The 22,953-nt window shown below is 71.3% G+C and carries 19 protein-coding genes; 10 read left to right on the forward strand and 9 right to left on the reverse strand.

Going from position 1 to position 22,953, the window contains the following annotated elements:
• The first annotated feature begins 5 nt into the window (after positions 1–5).
• Entirely contained in the window at positions 6–638 is a 633-nt protein-coding gene (locus ACZ5C2_RS29435) for a TetR/AcrR family transcriptional regulator (RefSeq protein WP_468797990.1), read from the forward strand.
• 34 nt (positions 639–672) lie between these two features.
• Entirely contained in the window at positions 673–1,404 is a 732-nt protein-coding gene (locus ACZ5C2_RS29440) for a Mut7-C RNAse domain-containing protein (RefSeq protein ID WP_468797993.1), read from the forward strand.
• Positions 1,405–1,465: 61 nt separating this feature from the next.
• Here ACZ5C2_RS29440 and ACZ5C2_RS29445 read toward each other — a convergent pair whose 3' ends face one another.
• Positions 1,466–3,499, reverse strand: a complete 2,034-nt coding sequence (locus tag ACZ5C2_RS29445; RefSeq protein WP_468797996.1) for a thioredoxin domain-containing protein — start codon at positions 3,497–3,499, stop codon at positions 1,466–1,468.
• A 148-nt stretch (positions 3,500–3,647) separates the two neighbouring features.
• Between ACZ5C2_RS29445 and ACZ5C2_RS29450 the strand changes: the two genes are divergently transcribed.
• Positions 3,648–6,848 carry a tetratricopeptide repeat protein gene (locus ACZ5C2_RS29450; protein WP_468797999.1) on the forward strand — a complete coding sequence of 1,067 codons (3,201 nt, stop codon included), beginning with the start codon at positions 3,648–3,650 and terminating at the stop codon, positions 6,846–6,848.
• A gap of 288 nt (positions 6,849–7,136) precedes the next feature.
• On the opposite strand, the gene ACZ5C2_RS29455 is transcribed toward ACZ5C2_RS29450, so the two are convergent.
• Complete coding sequence (locus tag ACZ5C2_RS29455) at positions 7,137–7,388, reverse strand: hypothetical protein (RefSeq protein WP_468798003.1); 252 nt, start codon at positions 7,386–7,388, stop codon at positions 7,137–7,139.
• A complete protein-coding gene (mca, locus tag ACZ5C2_RS29460; protein ID WP_468798006.1) occupies positions 7,381–8,262 on the reverse strand; it encodes a mycothiol conjugate amidase Mca in 882 nt (293 codons plus the stop codon). The genes ACZ5C2_RS29455 and mca overlap by 8 nt, the downstream gene beginning before the upstream one ends.
• Before the next feature lie 148 nt (positions 8,263–8,410).
• Between mca and ACZ5C2_RS29465 the strand changes: the two genes are divergently transcribed.
• Complete coding sequence (locus ACZ5C2_RS29465) at positions 8,411–8,809, forward strand: DUF4307 domain-containing protein (protein ID WP_468798009.1); 399 nt, start codon at positions 8,411–8,413, stop codon at positions 8,807–8,809.
• Positions 8,810–8,979: 170 nt separating this feature from the next.
• Positions 8,980–9,477: a transcription elongation factor GreA gene (gene greA / locus ACZ5C2_RS29470; RefSeq protein ID WP_468798012.1), complete on the forward strand. Its 498-nt coding sequence runs from the start codon at positions 8,980–8,982 to the stop codon at positions 9,475–9,477.
• A 57-nt stretch (positions 9,478–9,534) separates the two neighbouring features.
• Here greA and ACZ5C2_RS29475 read toward each other — a convergent pair whose 3' ends face one another.
• The 3 genes from ACZ5C2_RS29475 to ilvA form a co-directional block, all read right to left on the reverse strand.
• The gene (locus ACZ5C2_RS29475; RefSeq protein ID WP_468798015.1) at positions 9,535–10,380 is read right to left on the reverse strand and encodes an ABC transporter permease; all 846 of its coding nucleotides are present in this window, start codon (positions 10,378–10,380) and stop codon (positions 9,535–9,537) included.
• Positions 10,377–11,414: an ATP-binding cassette domain-containing protein gene (locus tag ACZ5C2_RS29480; RefSeq protein ID WP_468798018.1), complete on the reverse strand. Its 1,038-nt coding sequence runs from the start codon at positions 11,412–11,414 to the stop codon at positions 10,377–10,379. Before ACZ5C2_RS29480 ends, ACZ5C2_RS29475 begins: the two co-directional genes overlap by 4 nt.
• 187 nt (positions 11,415–11,601) lie before the next feature.
• Positions 11,602–12,831, reverse strand: coding sequence for a threonine ammonia-lyase (ilvA, locus tag ACZ5C2_RS29485; RefSeq protein WP_468798021.1), 1,230 nt, complete (start codon positions 12,829–12,831; stop codon positions 11,602–11,604).
• Positions 12,832–12,995: 164 nt separating this feature from the next.
• Here ilvA and ACZ5C2_RS29490 point away from each other — a divergent pair, with 164 nt between their 5' ends.
• The 3 genes from ACZ5C2_RS29490 to ACZ5C2_RS29500 all read left to right on the forward strand — a co-directional run bounded on the left by ACZ5C2_RS29490 (position 12,996) and on the right by ACZ5C2_RS29500 (position 14,491).
• Positions 12,996–13,496, forward strand: a complete 501-nt coding sequence (locus ACZ5C2_RS29490) for a MarR family winged helix-turn-helix transcriptional regulator (protein WP_468798117.1) — start codon at positions 12,996–12,998, stop codon at positions 13,494–13,496.
• A gap of 197 nt (positions 13,497–13,693) precedes the next feature.
• Positions 13,694–14,197, forward strand: a complete 504-nt coding sequence (locus tag ACZ5C2_RS29495; protein ID WP_468798024.1) for a sigma factor-like helix-turn-helix DNA-binding protein — start codon at positions 13,694–13,696, stop codon at positions 14,195–14,197.
• Positions 14,198–14,242: 45 nt separating this feature from the next.
• Complete coding sequence (locus ACZ5C2_RS29500; RefSeq protein ID WP_468798027.1) at positions 14,243–14,491, forward strand: hypothetical protein; 249 nt, start codon at positions 14,243–14,245, stop codon at positions 14,489–14,491.
• Positions 14,492–14,523: 32 nt separating this feature from the next.
• Here the strand turns inward: ACZ5C2_RS29500 and ACZ5C2_RS29505 are convergent, their stop codons facing one another.
• The gene (locus ACZ5C2_RS29505; protein WP_468798030.1) at positions 14,524–15,681 is read right to left on the reverse strand and encodes a cystathionine gamma-synthase; all 1,158 of its coding nucleotides are present in this window, start codon (positions 15,679–15,681) and stop codon (positions 14,524–14,526) included.
• 131 nt (positions 15,682–15,812) lie between these two features.
• On the opposite strand from ACZ5C2_RS29505, the gene ACZ5C2_RS29510 reads away from it, so the two are divergent.
• Positions 15,813–16,931, forward strand: a complete 1,119-nt coding sequence (locus ACZ5C2_RS29510) for a hypothetical protein (RefSeq protein ID WP_468798033.1) — start codon at positions 15,813–15,815, stop codon at positions 16,929–16,931.
• A gap of 163 nt (positions 16,932–17,094) precedes the next feature.
• On the opposite strand, the gene ACZ5C2_RS29515 is transcribed toward ACZ5C2_RS29510, so the two are convergent.
• Positions 17,095–18,135, reverse strand: a complete 1,041-nt coding sequence (locus ACZ5C2_RS29515) for an NAD(P)-dependent alcohol dehydrogenase (protein WP_468798036.1) — start codon at positions 18,133–18,135, stop codon at positions 17,095–17,097.
• A 175-nt stretch (positions 18,136–18,310) separates the two neighbouring features.
• Here ACZ5C2_RS29515 and ACZ5C2_RS29520 point away from each other — a divergent pair, with 175 nt between their 5' ends.
• Positions 18,311–19,228: a helix-turn-helix domain-containing protein gene (locus ACZ5C2_RS29520; RefSeq protein ID WP_468798039.1), complete on the forward strand. Its 918-nt coding sequence runs from the start codon at positions 18,311–18,313 to the stop codon at positions 19,226–19,228.
• 73 nt (positions 19,229–19,301) lie between these two features.
• On the opposite strand, the gene ACZ5C2_RS29525 is transcribed toward ACZ5C2_RS29520, so the two are convergent.
• Positions 19,302–22,559 (reverse strand): S8 family peptidase, encoded by a 3,258-nt coding sequence (locus ACZ5C2_RS29525; protein ID WP_468798120.1) that lies wholly within the window; start codon positions 22,557–22,559, stop codon positions 19,302–19,304.
• Positions 22,560–22,953 lie beyond the last annotated feature (394 nt).

Here is a 22,953-nt window from a genome sequence, read left to right on the forward strand (position 1 = left end):
CCGGCATGAAGGCCGCACGTTCTCCCCTCGCCCCCGCCGACCCGCCCCGCCCGGGGCTTCGTGAGCGGAAGAAGATCAAGACCCGCGAGGCGATCCGCGCGGCCACCTACGGACTGATCGAGGAGCAGGGCTACGACGCGACGACGGTCGAGCAGATCGCCGGGCGCGCCGAGGTGTCGCCGTCGACCGTCTTCCGGTACTTCCCCACCAAGGAGGACATCGTCCTCACCGACGAGTACGACGAGCCGCTGCTCGCGGAACTCGCGGCGCGGCCCGACGACGAACCCTGGATGGACTCGGTCCGGTACGTGATGCACAAGGCCATCGGCCTGACGATGGCCGAGCAGCCGGACGTGCTCCTGCTGCGGGCACGGCTGATGACCGAGGTGCCCGCGATGCGCTCCCGGATGCTGGAAGGACTGTCGGCCACCGGCCGCCTGCTCGCCGAGGCGATCGCCGCGCGCACCGGGCTCGACCCGGACGGCCTGGAGGTGCGGGTCTTCGCGATGGCCCTGGCCGGCGGCGTGCTGGAGGCCATGCGCTACTGGGTCGAACACGGTCACACCGACGACCTCACCGACCTCGTCGACCGGACCCTCGACGTCTTCGAGCACGGCCTGACCACCCCGAAATCCTGAGGCCCCGGGCCCCGGACATGACATCCTTGACCGGGTGAACGGTCCCGAGATCCACGTCGAGTTCGACTCCGAGCTGCTGCTCTTCGTGCCCCAGGCACGACCCACGGGCGCGATGAAGGCCGCCACCGACGGCATCTCCAGCCTCGGGCATGTGGTGGAGTCCCTCGGTGTGCCGCTGACCGAGGTGGGCACGCTGCTCGTGGACGGACGCGAGGTGCCGGCCCGGCATGTCCCGACGGCGGGCGAGTCGGTGACCGTGCGGACCGTCGCCCATCCCCAGCGGGTGCCGGGAGCACCCCTGCGGTTCCTGCTCGACGTGCATCTGGGCACCCTCGCCCGCCGGCTGCGGCTGCTGGGTGTGGACACCGCGTACGAGTCGACGGACATCGGTGATCCGGCGCTGGCCGCGCGGTCCGCGGCGGAGCGGCGGGTCATGCTCAGCCGCGACCGAGGGCTGCTGCGGCGGCGGGAGCTGTGGGCAGGGGCGTTCGTGTACAGCACACGGCCGGAGGAACAACTCCCCTACGTGCTGGACCGCTTCGACCCCGAGCTGCGGCCGTGGACGCGGTGCACCGCCTGCAACGGGCTGCTGCGCAGGGCCAGCAAGGAGGACGTCGCCGACCAGTTGAAGGGCGGTACGCACCGTACGTACGACGTGTTCGCGCAGTGCTGCGACTGCGGGCGCGCGTACTGGAAGGGCGCGCATCATGAGCAACTGGTGGCGATCGTGGAACGGGCGGTTGCCTCGCGCTCCGAGCGGGGTTGACGTGGGTGGCTCCGCATGACGACGCTGATCGAAGCCCAACCCGTCCGGCACGTCCGGCTGTTCATCCATCCAGTGCCGTACGCAACCGGTCAGGGTCGGTCGTCGGTGCGTCGCAGGTGAAGTTACGGCAGACATAGGCGGCCGGTTCACCGCCGACGAGAGGACGGCCGGCGAGCAGCGGGAACTCGTCACTCTCCGGAGTCCCGACCGCGACCACAGCGCCGGGCGCGACGCCCAGAAGTGCCGTACGGTGCAGCCCGGTTGTCGCCGGGTCGTCGAGCGCCGGGCCGACCACGGCCACCTCACGCGGACCGTCCAGCACGGCCTCGGCGACCGCGAGCCCCCACCCGATGAACCGGGGAACCCGCGGCCCGAGTGCCTTCACCACGCCCAAGGCCCTCTCGGCAGCGGTGCGATGAGGCTCCGAGCCGGTGTGCGCCGCATAGCTCACCAGTGCGCCCGCCGCGGCCGTCCAGCCGGACGGGGCCGCGTTGTCGGTCGGATCCTGCGGACGCCGGATCAGCCGCTCCGCGTCGGACGCCGTGTCGTACAGCGCACCCGAGGCGTCGTCGGTGAAGCGGGCCAGGACGTGGTCGACCAGCAGCCCGGCGAACTCCAGCCACACGCCCTCACCGGTCACCGCCGCGAGCGCCAGGAACCCCTCGGCGACATCGGCGTAGTCCTCCAGCACGCCCGCGTTGGCGCCGATGCGGCCGTCCTTGCTGGTGCGGGCGATACGGGCCTGCTCGTCGAGGTGCAGCCGGATCAGCAGGTCACCCGCGGCGACGGCGGCCTCCGTCAGGTCCGGCCGGTCGAAGTAGGCCCCGGTCTCGGCGAGCGCGGCGATCGCCAGCCCGTTCCAGGCGGCGACCACCTTGTCGTCCCGGCCGGGGGCGGGCCGCGCGGAGCGCGCCGCGAGCAGCCGCTCCCTGATGCCGTCGATCCGCCCGGCGTCGAACACCTCGTCCCGCTGCGGCAGTTGCAGCACCGAGGCGCCCTCCTCGAAGGTGCCCTCCTCGGTCACCCCGAAGTACCGCGCGGCCAGTTCGGCGTCGTCCTCCCCGAGGACCTCCCGGAGCCGGTCGGGCGTCCACACGTAGTACGCGCCCTCGACGTGCTTTCCCGTGCCGTCGTCGCTGTCGGCGTCCAGCGCGGACGCGAACCCGCCCTCCGGCGTGCGCAGTTCGCGGACCATGAAGTCCGCGGTCTCCAGCGCCACCCGGCGCGCGAGCTCCGAACCGGTGCTCCGCCACAGGTGCGCGTACACCCGGCACAGCAGCGCGTTGTCATAGAGCATCTTCTCGAAGTGCGGCACCACCCAGTCCCGGTCCACGGAGTACCGCGCGAAACCGCCGCCCAGCTGGTCGTAGATCCCGCCGCGCGCCATCCGCTCGCACGTGTCCCGCGCCATTTGCAGCGCGCCCTCGGCGCCGGTGCGGGCGTGGTGCCGCAGCAGGAACTCGATCACCATGGACGGCGGGAACTTCGGCGCCCCGCCGAACCCGCCGCGCTGCGGGTCGTACTCGCGGGTCAGCCCCAGCAGCGCCCCCGCCTGCTCCTGCTCACCGGGCAGCTGGTCGTCGCCGTAGGAGATCACCCGGTCGGCCAGGTCCCGCGTGATCTTCCCCGCGACCTCGTCGACCTCGCCCCGCCGCTCGTCCCAGGCCTGGTGGACGCCCTGGAGCACCTGCCGGAAGGACGGCATGCCGTGCCGGGGCGCGGGCGGGAAGTACGTACCGAAGTAGAACGGCTCGGCGTCCGGCGTGAGGAACACGGTCATGGGCCATCCGCCGTGCCCGGTCGCCGCCTGCACCGCCTCCATGTAGACGGCGTCGACGTCGGGGCGCTCCTCGCGGTCGACCTTGATGCTGACGAAGTGCGCGTTCATGTCGTCGGCGGTGCCCTGGTCCTCGAAGGACTCGTGCGCCATGACATGGCACCAGTGGCAGCTCGAATAGCCGACGCTCAGCAGCACCGGTACCTGCCGCCGTCGCGCCTCCTCGAACGCCCCCTCGGACCACGGCCACCAGTCGACCGGGTTGTCGGCGTGCTGCAGCAGGTACGGGGACGTCTCATGGGCCAGTCGGTTCGGCATGGTGTCCATCCTGCCGCAGTACCCGCCCCGGAGCCCGGCAGCACACAGCCGGTGATCCGGCCCTCTCCACACGACGGCCCCCGCACGACACACTTGTGACCAAGGAACGCGGCCGGGACCGGCCGACGCCGCCGGAGGGGGACAAGACATGCGGGACAGTCAGCGGGCGGATGCCGAGCGGCTGTTGGCGCGGGCCGTGGAGGAGGAGGTGCGCCGGTCGGGCGGGCGCACGGACGGGAAGGTGCTCCTGGCGCGGGCCCGCGGGGCACTGGACGCGATGGCGCGGACGGCGGCCGAGGAGTACGAGGCGTACACACGCGCCCTGGACGAGGCGGCGGCCGGGCAGCTCACCTTCCGGCAGCGCTACGCCCGCGAGGGTGCCGGGACTCCGTTGCTGGTGGCCGGCGTGGCGGGGGTCGCGGCCGCCGTCGCGGACATGGCGCTCGGGACCGGAACCGGGACCGCGCTGGGCGCGGGTGTGGCCGTCGGGGTCGTCGGCGCGGCGGCGACCGTGGTGAAGGTGGCCGGCACGCATGTGCCCGCCGCCCATCACCGGGCCGGTGCGGTGAGCCAGCCGGGCGGACCGGACCAGCTGCGGCTGCAGTGGCTGACGGCGCTGGAGGTGCGCGGCATCCGCCCGTTCCTGGATCAGCAGCGGGTGCTGGCCGCGTCCACCGGACCGAAGAAGTCGGGGCCGCGCCTGCGCGGCGCGGACAAGAGCGCGGCGGCCCGCGGACGCAGTGTGCTGGAGCAGTCGTTCGGCCAACTCCCGGAGCCGCTCGGTCCGTTCGCGGGCCGGCGGCAGGAGATGGCACGGATACGGCAGTGGGTGCAGGCGGCCCGCGCCAGTACGGAGACACAGCCGACGGTGGTGGTGCTGCACGGGACGCCCGGCAGCGGCCGCACGACGCTCGCGATGCGCGCCACGCACGAGCTCAGGGACTACTTCCGTGGTGCCTGTGTCGTCGATCTGCGGGGCGACAGCCCGGGTGAGCCTCCGCTGCCCACCCGGGACGCGCTGCTGCATCTGCTGAACCGGCTCGGGGCGCCGCGCGAACAGCTGCTGTTCCGTGAGCGCTCCTCCCCGGACCAGCAGGTCAAACGGCTGAGCGAGCTGTACCACCAGCATCTGACCGGAATGCCGGTCACCGTGGTGCTGGACGACGCCTCCGATCCGCAGCAGGTGCGCACGCTGATCCCGGAGCGGTCCGACAGCCTGGTCCTCGTCACCGCGCGTGCGCCGCTCGGGCTGCCGGACGATCTGCCGGCCCGGGTGTACCAGCTGGCGGTGGAGCCGCTCGACGCGGCGGGTGCGGAGGAGCTCCTCGGGGCCGCCGCGCAGGACACCTCGGGGCCGTACGACGCCGAGTCCGCCGAGCGGGTCCGGGAGCTGTGCGGGGGTCTGCCGCTGGCATTGCGGATCGCCGGTGCGGCCCTGGGACCGCGTTCACCCCTCGCCCTGGCCGATGGGCTGGACGCGTACGGGCCGGTCGATCCCGTCGAGCGGGTGCTGTGGCTGCGCTACACCGACCAGCCGGAGACCGTACGGCGGCTGCTGCGGCGCCTCGCGCTCGCCGGACGGGCCTCGCTGGGCGCCGCGGCCGCGGCGGCGCTCCTCGCCACGGACGAGGCCGAGGCGACCCGGCATCTGACCGTGCTGAACCGCGCCGGGCTGATCGACCGGGTACGGCACAGCCGCTACCGGCTGCACGACCTCGTCCGCGCCTTCGCGCTGGCCCGGCTCCTCGACGAGGAGGAACCGGCCGAGCGCACGGCGGCACAGGAGCGGCTGATCGTGAACTACGCCGAGCTGGCCGACTCGGTGCTCCGGCTGGTCGACGGCAACATGTCGACCCGCTCGGACCGCTTCAGCCCGTACGGCTTCACCTCGCTGGACGAGGCGCTGCGCTGGCTGGACGACGAGTCGAGCTTCATCACGGCGGCGCTGCGGCACGCGGAGGGCGTGGACCGGGGCGCGGTGCTGAATCTGCTCGGCGCGCTGTGCGACTACTGCCTGCTGCGCGGCGATCTGTACCGGCTCGGTGAGATCAACGAGCTGGCGCAGGCCGTGGACGAGGGTCTGCTGGTGCGCTCGGTGCAGTGGCGCACGGGTATCGCGGCACGGCAGCTGGGCGAGCTGGACAAGGCGCGGGCCACGCTGACGTCGGTGGTGGACCTCTACCGGGAGGCGCAGCACGACGCGGGCGCGGCGCGGGCTCTGACCTCGCTCGGCATCACGCTGCACCACCAGGGCAATCTGACGGAGGCGTCGGCGAGGTTGCGGGAGGCGCTGGATCTGCAGGCGGCGCCCGAGCTGGCCACGGACCGCGCCTGGACGATGCACGCGCTCGCGGCGGTGGAGCGGGACCGGGCCCGGCTGGCCGAGGCGCTGGACCTGCTCACCGAGTCGTTGGTGCTGCACCGGGCGGGCGAGTCCGTGCACGGGCAGGCGTGGGCGCACTTCCAGCTGGGGCAGCTGAACCTGCGGATGGGCGACGTGCCGCGTGCGGAGAGCGAGCTGCGTACGGCCCTGGAGTTGTACGGCCGCACCCGCGACGCCCGTGGTGAGGCGTGGGCGCTGACCGAGCTGGCACGGGCCCGGCTGGTGGACGGTGACGCCTCACCGGCGGTCGAGGACCTGCGCCGGGCCGCCGCCCGGCACCGCGACAACGAGGACGCGCGGGGCGAGGCGTGGACGCTCTACTACCTGGGCCAGGCGCTGGAGGAGACCGGGGACCTGGACCGCGCGGTGCGCGAGCTGGAACGCGCCCGCACCATGTTCTCCCGGATGCGGGACGTGTACGGCCTGGCCTGCGCCCGGCACCACTCGGCACGGGTGACCCGGGACCAGCGGGCGGCCCAGACCGGCTCGCTGCGCAACTCCGGGTTCGCCCGCCAGCTCCTGGTGGACGCGCGCGCCGACTTCCAGCGGATCGGGGTGGCGCACGGCGAGGCGTGGACATGCCTGGAGCTGGCGGTCGTCGACGCGGGCAACGCACGCACGCAGGCGGCGCTGGCGCTGTGCGACGACGCGGTGACGCTGTTCGTGTCGTACGGCGACCGGCGTGGCGAGGACTGGGCGCGCTTCCTGCGCTGCACTCTGCTGCCGTACGCGGCGCCGGGCGGCACGGAGGTCGGTACGGCGGTGGCCCAGGAGGAACTCTCCCAGCTGGCCCGCGCCACCCACGCCGCCCGCGACGGCAAACTGACCGACTGCGTGGACGCCTACCAGCTCCTCCTGGAGCGGGGCGTCACCCTGGAGACCGGCTGGCAGGCCTGGCACCTCGGCCTCGTCCCCAGCCGCCACGCCCGCGAGGTCATGGGGGTAACGGTCGCCTCCAGGACCTAGGCACGGCACTCACCGCGAGCGAGACGCGCCCCTGCCGACAACCGACCACCCGGCGCCCGCACGGGCACAGGCACCATCCCACCGCCCGCCGCGACCATCGCGCCGCTGCCCGCAGCCGACCGCGGGCAGTCGTGCCGCAGGGCCATGGGGTCCCCCCGCTCGAGCGAAGCCGAGAGCGGGGGGAGAAGCCGAGAGCGGGGGGAGAAGCCGAGAGCGGGGGGAGAAGCCGAGAGCGGGGGGTGGGCGCGACGCCACCCCGCCCAGCGGTCAGCGGTCAGCGGTCAGCGGTCAGCCACGCTTCGTACCACCTTCGGCCACAGCCACATCCTCCGCACCGGCCCCAGGATCCTCGGACTCCACGAAGTCCACCCGACCCATGTGCCGGTTCATGGACTTCATCAGCCCCCACACGGCCAGGGCCATCACCGCGAACACGATGAACCCGAGAACACCGGGGGTCACCTTGTCCTCGTCGAGTTCCTTGGCGAGAGGCACCAGGTGGGTCATTGCCAGGCTTGCGCTTGCGCTCATGTCAGACATTGTCCCGGATGCCCGCGAAGAGGTCGTCCTCGGGGAGGGATGTATCCACGAGCGACTTCGCGAGCTCGTACTCCTCCGTCGGCCAGATCTTCCTCTGGAGCTCCATCGGCACCCGGAACCAGCCCCCGTCGGGGTCGATCTGCGTGGCGTGCGCGAGCAGCGCCTTGTCCCGGATCTCGAAGAAGTCGCCGCACGGCACGTGCGTGGTCAGCGTGCGCTCCTTGCGCTCGAACTCGCTCCAGCGCTTGAGCCAGTCCCCGTACGGCGACTCCAGGCCACTGTCCAGCATCGCCTGGTGCAGCGCCTCGGTGCGGGGGCGGTTGAAGCCCTGGTTGTAGTACACCTTCATCGGCTGGTACCCCGGGCCGAACTCGTCTTCCGGGTACTTCGCGGTGTCCGCCGCCCCTTCGAACGCCACCATCGTGATCTTGTGGGTCATGATGTGGTCGGGGTGCGGGTAGCCGCCGTTCTCGTCATAGGTGGTGATCACCTGGGGACGGAAGGCACGGATCCTGCGCACCAGTTCGCCGGCCGCCTTGTCGACGTCCTCCAGGGCGAAGCAGCCCTCCGGCAGCGGCGGCAGCGGGTCGCCCTCGGGCAGGCCGGAGTCGACGAAGCCGAGCCACTCCTGCTTCACGCCCAGAATTTCCCGGGCCTCGTCCATCTCCTTCTTGCGTACCTCGTGGATGTTCTCCTCGATGTACGCGTCGCCCTGCAGTTTCGGGTTGAGGATGGAGCCGCGCTCCCCGCCGGTGCAGGTCACCACCAGCACGTCCACCCCCTCGGACACGTACTTCGCCATGGTGGCCGCGCCCTTGCTCGACTCGTCGTCGGGGTGGGCGTGCACGGCCATCAGTCGCAGCTGGTCAGTCAAGACTCAATCCTCAAGTCGTTGGGCGCCCTGTGTGCGCCGTCGCCGTCGCAGGCTTCTATAGTGACCGAATCGGGGGACGAATAATTCCGGGATCCCGCTCCGGGAAGCTGTCAGGGGACAGCGGTCCCTTCCTGCCGAGGAGACGATCATGAGTACGTCGAGCACGCGGCTGCCCGAGGGCCGATACGGCCGCTCCTCGGACGAGCGTGCCGACCGCACCCTCAGGATCGTCGGCGCCGTGCTGTCGGTGCTGCTGCTCGGCCTGATCGGCTGGTTCGGCTACTCCTACGTCGTCCAGAACGAGATCAGCGCCGAGATGATCGGCTTCGAGGTCTCCGACGACTCGGTGAAGGTGCACCTGGAGGTGCGCAAGGACGCGGGCGTCGCCGGTTACTGCACGGTGCGTTCGCAGGCCGAGAGCGGCGCAGAAGTGGGCCGCGCGGATTTCCGCTTCGACAAGGACGCCACGCGTATCGACGAGGTCGTCACGCTGCGCACTACCTCCCCGGGTACGAGCGCCGAGCTGCTCGGCTGCCACGCGGAGTGATGTGGCGGGGAATACCTGACCGGTGACCTGCGCCGACATGAGTCTGGTGGCTTATGTCCTCCCCCTGCGGGCACTCAATTGTTAGGCTCGTGGTTTCGCCCACCCCTGGAGGACCATCCTTCCGGGTAGGGCGTTGCTTTGTATTTTCCCAGTACCTACGAGGAGCACCTGTGACCCAGACCAGCGAGAACGTCACCTGGCTGACCCAGGAGGCGTACAACAAGCTCAAGGACGAGCTTGCGTACCTTACTGGTCCCGCGCGCACGGAGATCGCCGCCAAGATCGCCGCGGCGCGCGAGGAGGGGGACCTGCGGGAGAACGGCGGGTACCACGCGGCCAAGGAGGAGCAGGGCAAGCAGGAGCTCCGTGTGCGCCAGCTCACTCAGCTCCTCGAGAACGCCAAGGTGGGCGAGGCCCCGGCGGCCAACGGCGCCGTGGCTCCCGGCATGGTCGTGACGATCGCCTTCGACGGCGACGAGGACGACACGCTGACCTTCCTGCTCGCCTCGCGCGAGTACGCGAGTTCCGACGTGGAGACGTACTCGCCGCAGTCCCCGCTCGGCTCCGGCGTGATGGGCCACAAGGTCGGCGAGGACGCGGAGTACGAACTGCCGAACGGCAAGAAGGCCGCGGTGAAGATCATCAAGGCCGAGCCGTACAGCGGCTGACCCGCCCCGCGGGTCCCCGGCGGGCCCCCGGCACCCTGAGTGGCGCCGGGGGCTTCGTCATGCCGCGGCCGAGCGGTACTTGCGCACGGCAAGGGTGCGGAAGATCGCGATGATCAGGACCGAGTAGATCAGCGAGGCCCAGACCGGGTGCTGCATGGGCCAGGCGTCCGAGGGGGAGACTCCCGGGTTGCCGAAGAGCTCGCGGCAGGCCTGGACGGTGGCGCTGAACGGGTTCCAGTCGGCGATGTGGCGCAGCCACGGTGTCATGTTGCTGGAATCCACGAACGCGTTCGACACGAAGGTGACCGGGAAGAGCCAGACCAGGCCGCCGGAGGTGGCCGCCTCCGGTGTGCGGACCGACAGGCCGATCACCGCGCCGATCCAGGTGAACGCGTACCCGGTCAGAAGCAGCAGCCCGAACGCGCCGAGCACCTCACCGATACCGGTGTGGGTGCGCCAGCCGACCAGGAGGGCGACCACGGCGAGTACGAGCAGGGTGAGCGCCGTCTGCACCAGGTCGGCGAGGGTGCGGCCGGTGAGCACCGCGCCGCGCGCCATGGGCAGGGAGCGGAAGCGGTCGATGAGCCCCTTGTGCATGTCCTCGGCGATGCCCGCGCCGGCTCCGGCGGTGGCGAAGGTGACGGTCTGGGCGAAGATGCCGGCCATGAGGAACTCGCGGTAGACCTGCGGGCTGGTGCTGCCGCCGATGTCCATGGAGCCGCCGAACACGTAGGAGAACAGCACCACGAACATGATCGGCTGGATGAGGCCGAAGATGACCACTTCGGGGATCCGGGCCATGCGGATCAGGTTGCGTTTGGCGACGACCAGGGAGTCCCGGATCGACTGGCCGACGGGGTTGCCGGGGGCCGCGACCCGCACGGCGTCGGTGACGGCACTCATTTCGCGGCCTCCTTGCCGGGGCGGTGTCCCCTGCTCTGTTCCTTGCCGTCCGGCGCGCCGTCGTGGTCCTCGGCCTTGGCTTCCGCGACATGTCCGGTGAGGGAGAGGAAGACGTCGTCGAGGGTGGGGCGGCGCAGGCCGATGTCGTCGATCTCGATGCCGTCGGCGTCGAGCTCGCGGATGATCTCGGCGAGGAGCTTCGCTCCGCCGGAGACCGGTGTGGTGATCTTGCGCATGTGGTCCTCGACGGTGGTGTCGCCCTTGCCGAGGCCGCGCAGGCTGTACTTGTCGAGGAGGGCGGAGGCGGCCGCGATGTGCTCACGCTCGTGCACCACGACCTCGACGCGCTCGCCGCCGGTGCGGGCCTTGAGCTGGTCGGAGGTGCCCTGGGCGATGACCCGGCCGTGGTCGACGACCGCGATGTCGTGCGCCAGGTGGTCGGCCTCCTCCAGGTACTGGGTGGTGAGCAGCAGGGTCGTCCCTCCGGAGACGAGCTGTTTGATCACCTCCCACAACTGCTGGCGGTTGCGCGGGTCGAGGCCCGTCGTCGGCTCGTCCATGAACATCACCGGCGGTGACACGACCAGGGCAGCCGCGAGGTCGAGCCGGCGGCGCATGCCTCCGGAGTAGGTCTTCGCGGTGCGGTCGGCGGCGTCCGCGAGGTGGAACTGCTCCAGCAGTTCGTCCGCGCGGGCCTTCGCGGCCTTCGCTCTCATCTGGTAGAGCTGCCCGACCATCTGCAGGTTCTCGCGGCCGGTCAGATACTCGTCGACGGCCGCGAACTGGCCGGACAGGCCGATGGAGCGGCGCACGGCGTCGGGCTGCTTGAGCACGTCGAGGCCGGCGACGACGGCCTTGCCGCTGTCGGGCCGCAGCAGGGTGGTGAGGCAGCGGACGGTGGTGGTCTTGCCCGCGCCGTTCGGCCCGAGCAGACCGAGGACGGTTCCCTCGGGGACCTCGAGGTCGACGCCGTCCAGTGCCTTTACGTCTCCGAAGGTCTTGACCAGACCTTCGGCATAGATGGCGCCTGGCATATGAGTCTCCACGTCGTCGTGATTCTTCGGAAAGCCTAGGTGTGCGCGCATGGGTGTGCTGAGCATTTTTCGCCCGGCACGGGGCGGCGGGACGCGGGCGACCGCGCAGTGGCGTGAGACACACCATAACGCGATGTATCGCGTGTCTCAACGGGATTGACGCGATGGAGTGACACCGCCCCCGGCGTCAGTCCATGACCGTGTAACCCGCCTCGCGCAACGCCTGTTCGACCTCGGCGCAGTGCGCGGGGCCCTTGGTCTCCAGGTGCAGCTCGACCTCCGCCTCCGTGAGCCCGAGCCGCGGATCGGTCCGTACATGGCCCACATCGAGGACGTTAGCGTCGACCACTGACAACGCCCCGAGAAGCGAGGCCAGAGCACCCGGCCGGTCCGTCAGACGCAGCCGGACGGCCAGGTAGCGGCCCTGCGCCGCCATGCCGTGCCGCAGCACCCGCTCCATCAGCACGGGATCCACATTGCCGCCGGACAGCACCGCGACAACCGGCCCCCCGAACGCGCCGGGACGGCTCATCAGCGCCGCGACCGGGCTCGCCCCCGCCGGTTCGACGACCAGTTTGGCCCGCTCCAGACACAGCAGCAGCGCGGCCGACAGCTCGTCCTCGGTGACCGTGCACACCTCGTCCACCAGCTCACGGACGATCCCGAACGGCACATCACCGGGCCGCCCCACCTTGATCCCGTCGGCCATCGTCGCCGGGTTGTCCACCGACACCGGACGTCCGGCCGCCAGCGAGGGCGGATACGCCGCCGCGCCCGCCGCCTGCACACCGACGATCCGCACATCGGGCCGCAGCGCCTTCACCGCGACCGCTATCCCGGCGGCCAGCCCGCCGCCGCCGACACCGACGACGATGGTGCGCACCTCGGGGCACTGCTCCAGGATCTCCAGGCCCACCGTGCCCTGGCCCGCGATGACGTCCGGGTGGTCGAAGGGGTGAATGAGCACCGCCCCCGTCTCCTGCGCGTAAGCGGTCGCCGCGGCCAGCGTCTCGTCGACCACCTGACCGTGCAGGCGCACCTCGGCGCCGTACTCCCGGGTCGCGCTGATCTTCGGCAGCGGGGCGCCCTTCGGCATGAACACCGTGGACCGCACCCCGAGCAGCGACGACGCCAGTGCCACACCCTGCGCGTGGTTGCCCGCGCTCGCCGCGACGACACCGGCGGCCCGCTCCTCGGGCAGCAGCCCGGCGATCCGGACGTACGCGCCGCGCAGCTTGAACGACCCCGTCCGCTGGAGGTTCTCGCACTTCAGATGCACCGGTGCGCCCACCCGCCGGGACAGATGCCGGCTGCCCTCCATCGCGGTGGTCCGTGCCACGCCCGAGAGCATCTTCTGGGCGCCGCGCACATCGTCGAGGGTGACGGTCCGCGAGGAGTGGGCCGTGCTGTAGCTCATGACTCCAGCATCGCAGTTCACCGGTGACGACGGCCGGTGTGACCAACCCGCGGACCCCGGGCTTTGCTCGGCGCCGGTACGGCCCGCCGCCCGGCGGCGTACCCTGTCCCCCAATGAGCAGCCCTCCACGAAGTGAGCCTCCGGCCATGCCCACAACACCTGAAATGTCGATGGACATGACGACGGCCCCGACGGCCGTCGGCGACACCGGTCTTCTCGACACGCTGCAGCACGAAGTGGCACTGTTCGCCCGCCGCGCGGAACAGACGCGGCTCGGCGGGGTCGGCCAGGTACGCAACTCGATGGACCGCGCCGCGTATCTGCTGCTCAACCGCCTGGACAAAGAAGGCCCGATGGGCGTCAAGGCGCTCGCCGCGAGCATGGGCATCGACTCCTCGACGGTCACCCGTCAGGTGGCCCCGCTCGTGGACACCGGCCTGGTCAAGCGGACCTCGCACCCCGAGGACGGGCGTGCGGTCGTGCTCCAACTGTCCCCGCGCGGACAGGCGCGGCTGGAGGAAGTGCGCTCCTCACGGCGGCAGTTGATGGCCGAACTGACCGACGACTGGTCGCCGGAGGAGCGCGAGGCGTTCTGCGCGCTCCTGACGCGCTTCAACGGCGCGCTGTCCTCCCGGATGTCGGTACAGGATCGCCCGGACTCCTGAGCCCCTGGGTGTCCGCCGCCGCCCCTTCCCGCCCCCGAACCTGGGGCCCCGCCCCGGACCGGGCGGCGGGGGCGAAGGAATCCGCGAGCCCTCGCGCGTGCGCGGCTCTTGACCCCGGGGCGCGCACTGGCCTGATATGAGAGAGGGTCCCGTCACACCCACCCGGGCCCGGTTCTCTCAGGCGACGGGAGGCGGGATTGCACCCACGGCAAGCGTCCGACGACATCCACCGCGCCCGCGAGTTCGAGGCCTACGTCGCCGGCGCGGGCGGCCGACTGCTGCACACCGCGACCCTGCTCACCGCGGAGGCACGGGACGACAACCCGCGCGCGCGGCACCTGCTCACCCTGGCGCTGGCCCAGACGTACGCCTGCTGGGACCGGCTGCACGGCGAGGACCCCTACGACCACACCCGCCAGCACCTGACGGCCCGGTTCGCGCGCGGCACCTGGCACCGGCACGGCGGACTGCTCCGCTCCCGCCCCCGCCCCGTCGGTCCCCTCGCCGGGCTCACCCCCCAGGAACGTCTGGTCCTGGTGATGCGCCTGTACGAGGGCGTCGACGGGGAACAGACGGCGGCACTGCTCGGCCTGCCCGTGGAGCGCGTACGGGCCATTTTCAACCGTGCGATGGCGACCGTGCTGCGCCCGGCCCGCCCACCGGCCCCGGCCCTGGGCGGCGTCGAGGCGGTGCCGTCATGACGGCACCCACCCCCAGGAGCCGCACGCGCGCGACGGGAGGCGGACATGAGCAGGATCACCCGTGAGGCGACCGTCCGGCGGATGCTGGAGCGGACGCCACCGCCCGTGCCACCGGACCTGTACGCCAACGCCATGCGGCGCGGGGCCCGCATGCTGCGGCGCAGGACGCTCGCCCGCCGCGCCATGTGGCTGCTGTTGCTGGCGGTGGCCGTGGCGTTCGTGGTGTGGGCGGTGACGGTCCGCCCCTGGGTGGAGCCGCCGTCGGAGACGACCCCACCCCTGACGGGCTGGTGAACCCCGGCCGGGGTCCACCAGTGCCCAGGGCCCTACCGGCCGAGGGCCTGCTGGAGGTCCTCGAGCAGGTCGTCGGCGTTCTCGATACCCACGGACAGACGCACCAGGTCGGCGGGGACCTCGAGCGCGGATCCGGCCACCGACGCGTGCGTCATCCGCCCCGGGTGCTCGATCAGGGACTCGACACCGCCCAGGGACTCACCGAGGGTGAACACCCTGGCGCGGTTGCAGACCTCGACCGCCGCCTCCTCGCCGCCCTCCACACGGAAGGAGACCATGCCGCCGAAGGCCCGCATCTGCTTGGCGGCGATCTCGTGACCGGGGTGGTCCGGCAGCCCCGGGTACAGGACGCTCGTCACGCGCGCGTGACGGCTGAGCATGTCAGCGACCTTCGTCGCGTTCTCGCTGTGCCGGTCCATGCGGACCGACAGCGTCTTGGTGCCGCGCAGCACCAGCCAGGAGTCGAAGGGACCGGCGACCGCGCCCATCGCGTTCTGATGGAAGGCCAGCTCCTCGCCCAGCTCCGCGTCACCGGTGATCAGGGCGCCGCCCACGACGTCCGAGTGACCGCCCATGTACTTGGTCAGGGAGTGCACGACGACGTCCGCGCCGAGTGCGAGCGGCTGCTGGAGGTACGGCGTGGCGAAGGTGTTGTCGACCACGAGCCGGGCGCCCGCGTCCCGGGCCACCTGGGCGACGGCCGCGATGTCGGTGATGCCGAGCAGCGGGTTGGAGGGGGTCTCCACCCATACGGCCTTGGTCTTCGGCGTGATCGCGGCCCGGACGGCAGCGGGGTCGCTGGTGTCGGCGACCGACCACTCCACGCCCCAGCGGGCGACGACCTTGGCGAAGAGGCGGAACGTGCCGCCGTACGCGTCGTTCGGGATCACCACGTGGTCGCCCGGGCTGAGCAGCGTACGCAACAGGCAGTCCTCGGCCGCCAGTCCGGACGCGAACGCGAGGCCGCGACGGCCGCCCTCCAGGGCGGCGAGGTTCTCCTCCAGCGCGGTCCTGGTCGGATTCGCGCTGCGGCTGTACTCGTAGCCGCCGCGCAGGCCGCCGACGCCGTCCTGCTTGTAGGTGGACACCTGATAGATCGGCGGTACGACCGCGCCCGTCAGGGGGTCGGCGGTGTTGCCCGCGTGGATCGCGAGCGTCTCGAAGTGCTGACTGATGTGCCTGTCGCTCATGGGCACCGAGGGTAGTGCGCGCACGGTGCCGATGACGGACGCGGAGCCGACTGAGGCCGGGCGACGGTCGATTTCCACAGGTTCGGGCACCGGGTTGGCCAATCGTCGGCGTGGTCTGGTTCGCTTGTGACATGGAGATTCTCTGGGTCCTGATCGCGCTCGTCATGCTCGGCTTCGTGGTGTTGCCGTTCCTCAGGCGCCGGCGCGGTGCGGTGGGGCTGGTCCCGCCCGGCCACCCGGACGGGGCGGACCCCGCGAACTACGGCTTCGCCCTCGAGGAGGAGCTGGACATCCGCATGCCCGGCCCCGACCAGGACCTGCTGGACGTGCTGGATCTGGTGCAGCGCACACAGGACTACCGCGCGGCGCAGCAGCTGCTGGCCGGCACGGCCGCGGAGGGCGAGCTGCGCTGGCAGCGCGTCCAGGCCTTCGCGGGCGCGGCCTCCCTGGAGCTGGCTCAGCGGCCCGGCGGGGTGAGCGAGGCGCCGGGCGGGCAGTGGCTGCGGGTGTGGCGGACCGAGGCGCCCAAGGACGCGGGGGGCGCCGCCGTGCACGCCGAGTTCCTCGTGCAGCAGGCGTGGCGTACGGCGGCGCCCGGTACGGACGAGTTCCGGATCATCATGGAAGAGGCGAAGGCGGCGTGCGGCGAGGCGGCGCTGCTGGCTCCGGGCGACCCGGTTCCCTGCATCGTGGAGCTCTCGGTGGCCCGCGGTCTCGGTTACTCGCAGCAGGACTTCGAGCAGATCTGGCTGAAGATCCTGGACCGTGCCCCGGCCCACATGGGTGCGCATCTCGCCGCGCTGCACTACTGGTGCGAGAAGTGGCACGGCTCACGCCAGCAGGCGTACGCGTTCGCGGAGGCCGCGGCGGCGCGGGCGCCCCAGGGCTCCCTGCTCTCCGCCATGCCGCTCTTCGCGGTGTTCGAGCACCTGCCCGAGGTGAACCTGGTCGCCGGTTTCTACCGGAGCGAGATCGTCAGCAAGGCGATGCACGGCGCGCTGCACGCGGTGCACTCGGCCCGTCCCGACGACCCGATGACGGCGCACGTGCGGCATCTGCTGGTCTTCTTCCTGGTCCGCGGGGAGCGCTGGGCGGAGGCCATGAGCCAGCTCATACACATCGACGGCCACGTGGGCGCCCTCCCCTGGACCCTGTCCCCCGACCCCGCCGCCGAGTTCGCGGTCTACCGCGCCCTGGCGGTCGCCGGCTACGAGGCGAACGGCGGCAGCCCGGCGACGCTGCCGCACTGACCGGAAGGGGGGCCCGCTGCCTCCGTCGTCGCGCGCGGCCGCCCCGGCCCGGGACGGCGAGCTCGTGCGCGGATCCGCGTTCCGGTGTGCGGTGGCCGCCGGCTCGGGGCCCGCCACGCGTCCCCCGGCCGCGGTCGCCGCGCCGGGGCAGGCCGTTCGGCTGTCAGATCGTCGACGCGTCGATCACGAAGCGGTAGCGGACGTCGCTGTCCAGGACGCGTTCGTACGCCTCGTTGATGCCGTCCGCGCCGATCAGTTCGATCTCGGCGCCGATGCCGTGTGCGGCGCAGAAGTCCAGCATCTCCTGGGTCTCGGCGATGCCGCCGATCATCGAACCGGCGAGGGTCCTGCCGCCGCCGATCACGGAGAAGAGGTTGAGGGAGACCGGCTCCTCGGGTGCCCCCACGTTGGCGAGCGTGCCCTCCGTCCTCAGCAGGGACAGGTAGGCGTCGAGGTCCAGCGGGGCGGACACGGTCGACACGATCAGATCGAAGGTGCCCCGCAGTTCCTCGAAGGTCTTCGGGTCGGCGGTCGCGCGGTAGTCGCCGGCGCCCAGCCTCAGGCCGTCGTCCCGCTTGCGCAGGGACTGCGACAGCACCGTCACCTCGGCACCCAGCGCGTGCGCGATCTTGACTCCCATGTGGCCGAGACCGCCCATGCCGAGGATCGCGACCTTCTTGCCGGGGCCGGCGCCCCAGCGCTTCAGCGGGGAGTACGTGGTGATGCCGGCGCACAGCAGGGGCGCGGCGACGTCAAGGGCCAGGCCGTCGGGGATGCGGAGAACGTAGTTCTCGTCGACGACGATCTTCTGCGCGTAGCCGCCGTAGGTGGGCTCGCCGTTCCTGTCCAGGGCGTTGTAGGTGCCGGTCATGCCGCGGGTGCAGTACTGCTCCCGGCCTGCCCCGCAGTTGTCGCACTCACGGCAGGAGTCGACCATGCAGCCGACGCCGACGCGGTCGCCGACCGCGTACTTCGTGACGCCGGGGCCGACCTCGGACACCACACCGGCGATCTCGTGGCCGGGGACCATCGGGAAGATGGCTTCGCCCCAGCCCTCACGGACCTGGTGGATGTCGGAGTGGCAGATGCCGGCGAACTTGATGTCGATCAGGACGTCGTGCTCGCCCACCTCGCGCCGCTCGATGGCCGTCCGCTCGAGCGGAGCCTTCGCAGCGGGCGCGGCGTACGCGGCAACAGTGCTCATGCCGGGGTTCTCCTCGTGGGGTCGTGGGCCCCGCCGCCTTCTGTACGGCCGGGGCACGGCCTCCAGCCTGCGACAACCGCCACGGCTCACCCAGCCCACGGCTCTGCCTACGTTGGCTGTGCGTATCACCGGCGGGGACAGGTTGCCGTGCGTACGACCGGGAATACTGGACGGCATGGACGAGCAGCACACCGACCCGGCCGGCCCCGCGAACGGCGGGCTCGACCCGCGAGCGGGGCTCAGCGAGTTCCTGCGGACCCGGCGGGCCCGGCTGAAGCCGGAGGACGTGGGTCTGCCGGACTTCGGACGCCACCGCCGGGTTCCGGGGCTGCGCCGCGAGGAGCTGGCCCAGCTCGCCGGGGTGTCCGTGGCGTACTACACGCGTCTGGAACAGGGCAACGGGCGGAACGTGTCGGCGGAGGTACTGGGCTCGATCGCGCGGGCCCTGCGCCTCTCCGACGCCGAGCAGGCCCATCTCACCCATCTGGCGAAGCCGAGGCGGCAACGGAAGAAGCAGGCGCCCCGCACCCAGCAGGTACGCCCGGCGCTGCGGCAACTGCTGGAGTCGATGGACACCGTCCCGGCGTACGCCGTGGGCCGCCGCTCGGAGATCCTCGCCTGGAACCGGACGGCGGCGGCGCTCTTCGGGGACTGGGGCCGGCTGCCGGCACACGAGCGGAACTGGGCGCGGCTGGTGTTCCTGAACCCGGACTACCGGGACCTGTTCATCGAGTGGGAGCAGAAGGCGTCCGACATGGTCGCCTATCTGCGCATGGACGCGGGTCGCCATCCGGAGGACCCCCAGCTGTCCGCCCTGGTCGGCGAGCTCTCCGTCAAGAGCGAGGAGTTCAGGACGCTGTGGGCCGCGCACAACGTCAAGGAGAAGAGCCACGGCGTGAAGCGCGTGCGGCATCCGCTGGTGGGTGAGCTCACGCTGCTGTGGGAGTCGTTCTCCCCGGTCGGCGAGGACTCCGGCCAGTCACTGGTCACGTACTTCGCGGAGCCGGGTTCGCCGTCGGCGGAGGCACTGCGGCTGCTGGCCGGCTGGGGCGCCGACGCGCGGCAGTCGGCGGCACATGTGACGGCTCCGTGAGACGGGATGCCCCCAGGGGGCTCGACGGCCTGCCGGAAGCGGTGCTTCCGGCAGGCCGTCCGCGCAGGGGCGGCTACTTCCCGTAGTACGCGTTGTAGATCGAGATCGTCGACTTGTTGCCCTTCTTGTCGGCGATCTTGGCGTGGAAGGAGATGGCCTTCCCCTTCGCCGGGTTCTTGAAGGTGATCTTCCCCTTCTTGACCGTGGTCTTCTTCCAGGTCTTGCCGTAGTCGTAGGACACGTACACCGAGAGGGACTTGAGGTTCTTGCCCTTGGCGGCGCCCTCCACGGTGACCGGGACGGTGACCTTCGTGCCGGCCTTCACCTTGCTGTCCAGCCCCGTGACCGCGTGGAAGCGGGCCGTGGAGACGGGCAGTTGCCTGAGCTCTGCGGTCTTCTTGGAGCGGAAGGTCCAGCTCGCGTCGATCCGCGTGGACGCGGCGGCGACCTTGACACTGCGCTTGACCGAGGTGGTCAGCCGGTACGCGGCGTCCCCGGAGGGAACCGTGAACTCCTTGTCACCGAACAGCGGGTCGTCGTGCGAGCCGACCTTCTTGCCGTTGCGGTAGAGGCTGGTGTTGACCGAGGTGAACAGCGAGGAGCCGGCGTGGCCCTTGCCGTCGGCGAACAGCGGGACCAGCCCTGAGATGGTGTTGCCGTCCCGGAAGAGGCCGTAGTCGGGGCCGAGGGTCGGGCCGAAGACGGCCGTGTTCACGGTCTCCTTGTACGTCCTGCCGGCCTTGTAGGCCTTCTGGGTGCCGATGAGGTACCCGGCGTCGATGACCGGCCAGCCCTCCTCGTCGACACCGCCGTACTGCTCGAAGTCGAGATCCCACGTCGCCCCGCCCACGGCGGTCAGGTGCAGTGTGCGGGTGCCGGGCAGGGTCTGCGGGAGACCGGCCGAGGAGCCACCGCTGCTGCCGGGCAGCAGGCCGAAGGCGCTGACGATCCCCTTCTTGCCACTCGCCGCCGCGCCCATGCCGACCTTCACCGTGGCGAGTTCGCCCGCCTTGTGGTGCCGGGTGTAGCCGGTGGCGAGCTTCTTCACCTTGCTGCCGGTGATGGTGGCGTACTGATCCTTGGCACCGTCGCTGAAGTGGGCGTCCCACTGCTGGTACAGCGAGCCGTCGGTGATCTGCGGACCGAGGTGCAGGGAACGGAAGTTGTCGTACGACTCCAGCCACCAGCCGAAGCCCATGGCACTGTCCTTCGTCTCGACGCTGTAGTCGGCCGAGGCGAACTCCGGCTTGGCCGACTTGGCCGGGACGGTGATGTTCACCGGCTTGGCCTTACGGGCGTCCAGCGTGATCGTCGTGTTCTTGGTGACGTTCAGCTTCGGCTGGGCGATCCAGTCGGCGCCCTCCCACTTCTCCGGGTCGGAGCCGACGAGGATCCCGGTGTCCAGGATGTAACCGCCCTTGGGCACACGGACGGTGACGGTGCCGTCGGCGTCGTAGGGCTGGTACCACGCGTCGGCACCCAGACCGGACATGCCGGCCAGGCCGGTGACGTAGTTGGCGGTCGGCTTGCCCGCACGGTCGAGGACCTTCAGCGTCACGTCGTACGACTGGACCTCACGCTGCACCGCGGCAGCCGTACGCACGGTCTGACCGCCGCCCGTCGCGACCACGTACGCCGAGTACGCACCGTCGACCGAGCCGCCGAGCCGGGTGTCGGCCGTGAGGCCCACGGACGCCTTGCCGCCGGCCGGGACCGTGACCGTCGTGGCGCCGAGCTCGAAGAAGCCGGCCGGGGCCGCCTTGCCCTTGGGGTTCTTGGCGGTCGACGTCAGCTTCAGCGTGACGTCCTTGGTGCCGAGGTTGCGGTAGGTCACCCGCTTGGTGACCGGCTTGTCGTCGGTGTGCGGCCACTGCTGGATGCCGAAGCTCAGCGACACCGGTTCGGCGATCACGGTCTGCTTGACGGCCTTGTCGACCTGGATCCGGCCCGAACCCTGTTCGAACGGCGTGTACGCGCCGCCCTTGGTGGAACCGGTGAGCGCGCCCTTCAGCTCCGCGGAGGTCCACTCCGGATGCTGCTGCTTCAGGATCGCCGCCGCGCCCGCGACGTGGGGGGTGGCCATCGACGTACCGGAGATGGTCATGTAGCCGGCCGGCTTCTCGCCGACCTCCTTGGCGATGTCGTTGCCCTTGGCCGAGGCAGCCGTGATGTCGACACCCGGAGCGGTGACGTCCGGCTTGATGGCGCCGTCGCCGACGCGGGGGCCGGTGGAGGAGAATTCGGCGAGCAGGTCCTTGTCGTCGACCGCGCCGACGGTGAGGGCGGCTTCCGCGCTGCCGGGCGAACCGATCGACTGCGGACCCTCGTTGCCGGCCGCGATGGCGAACAGGATGCCCTTCTCGGCGGAGAGCTTGTTGACCGCCGCCTCCATCGGGTCGATCTCGGGCGTGTCCATGCCGCCCAGACTCAGGTTGACGACGTCGGCGCCCTGCGCGGCCGCCCACTCCATGCCGGCCAGGATGCCGGAGTCGTCACCGAAGCCCGCGTCGTCGAGGACCTTGCCGTTGAGGACCTTCGCCCCGGGCGCGACGCCCTTGTACGTGCCCTTGGACTTCGCACCGGTACCGGCCGCGATCGACGCGACATGGGTGCCGTGACCGACCTTGTCGCCGGTGGTGGGCGCGGAGGTGAAGTTCTTGGACGCGGTCACCTGGCCCTTGAGGTCCGGGTGGGTGGCGTCCACACCGGTGTCCAGGACGGCGATGGTGACGCCCTTGCCGTCGTAACCGGCCGCCCAGGCCTTGGGGGTGCCGATCTGCGCCACGGACGTGTCGAGGGAGGCCTTGCGGACTCCGTCGAGCCAGACGTGGGCGATACCGGAGGCGGCCTCGTCCCCGTTGGTGACGGCGTCCCACAGCTGGGGCGCGTCCTCGTGCGGGGTCTGCACCGCTTCCGCGTTCAGGGACTTCAGCGTGCGGCGGACCGTGCCCGCGTCACGGACGTCCGCCTTGGCGCTCGCCGCGCCGCCCTTGTAGCCGACGATGACCTTCAGGCCCCGCTTCTGGGAGCCGCGGGTCGTGGCCTTGTTCAACTCGGTGATGTCGAAGAGCCGCTGGTCCAGCTTGCCGCTCGCGACCATCCTGGCCGCGTCCACCGGCAGCACGAGGGTGTGGCCGTCGGCCTTGCGGACCTGGACGGGTATGTGCTCCCGCCCCTTCGCCCGCTCCAGTCCGACGACGCGGCCCCTGGCGTCCACGGCGACCCGGTCCCCCGTGATCAGCGTGATCCGGTGCTTGGCCTTCGACACGGACGCCGCCGACGCCGCACCGGCGTCCGTGCGTTCCCCGTCCGCCGACGCCGGGCCGGCCATGCCCGCCGCGAGCGCCACGGCCGTCGCCGTGGCGACCGTGGCCGCGCACGCCCTCTTCACTTGTCTGCGCAAGGTTCCCCCTAGCGAAGTCGCCGGGCGAGAAAGAGTCACCCGGTCGGGGGTGGTCTCGTACGCATGCGCGCACCCCCCGGATCCCGCAGTATGCCGAGAGGTGATCAAGCGGCTCAACCACTACGGGAGGGGGTGCCGAAGTCGCCGGGTGACTGTAACCGCACCGCCGGAACTCCGTTACAGAACCGCATGGTTGACGCCCGGCGCCCGGCCCGGCACGCGTCCGGCCCGGCACGCGTCCGGGCCGAGCTCCGCGGGCGGCCTCACAGGGGCGGGAACGACCGGTGCCCCCGTCCGCTCCCGGAGGAGGGACGGGGGCACC

It is taken from the genome of Streptomyces sp. NPDC031365, from assembly GCF_055569765.1.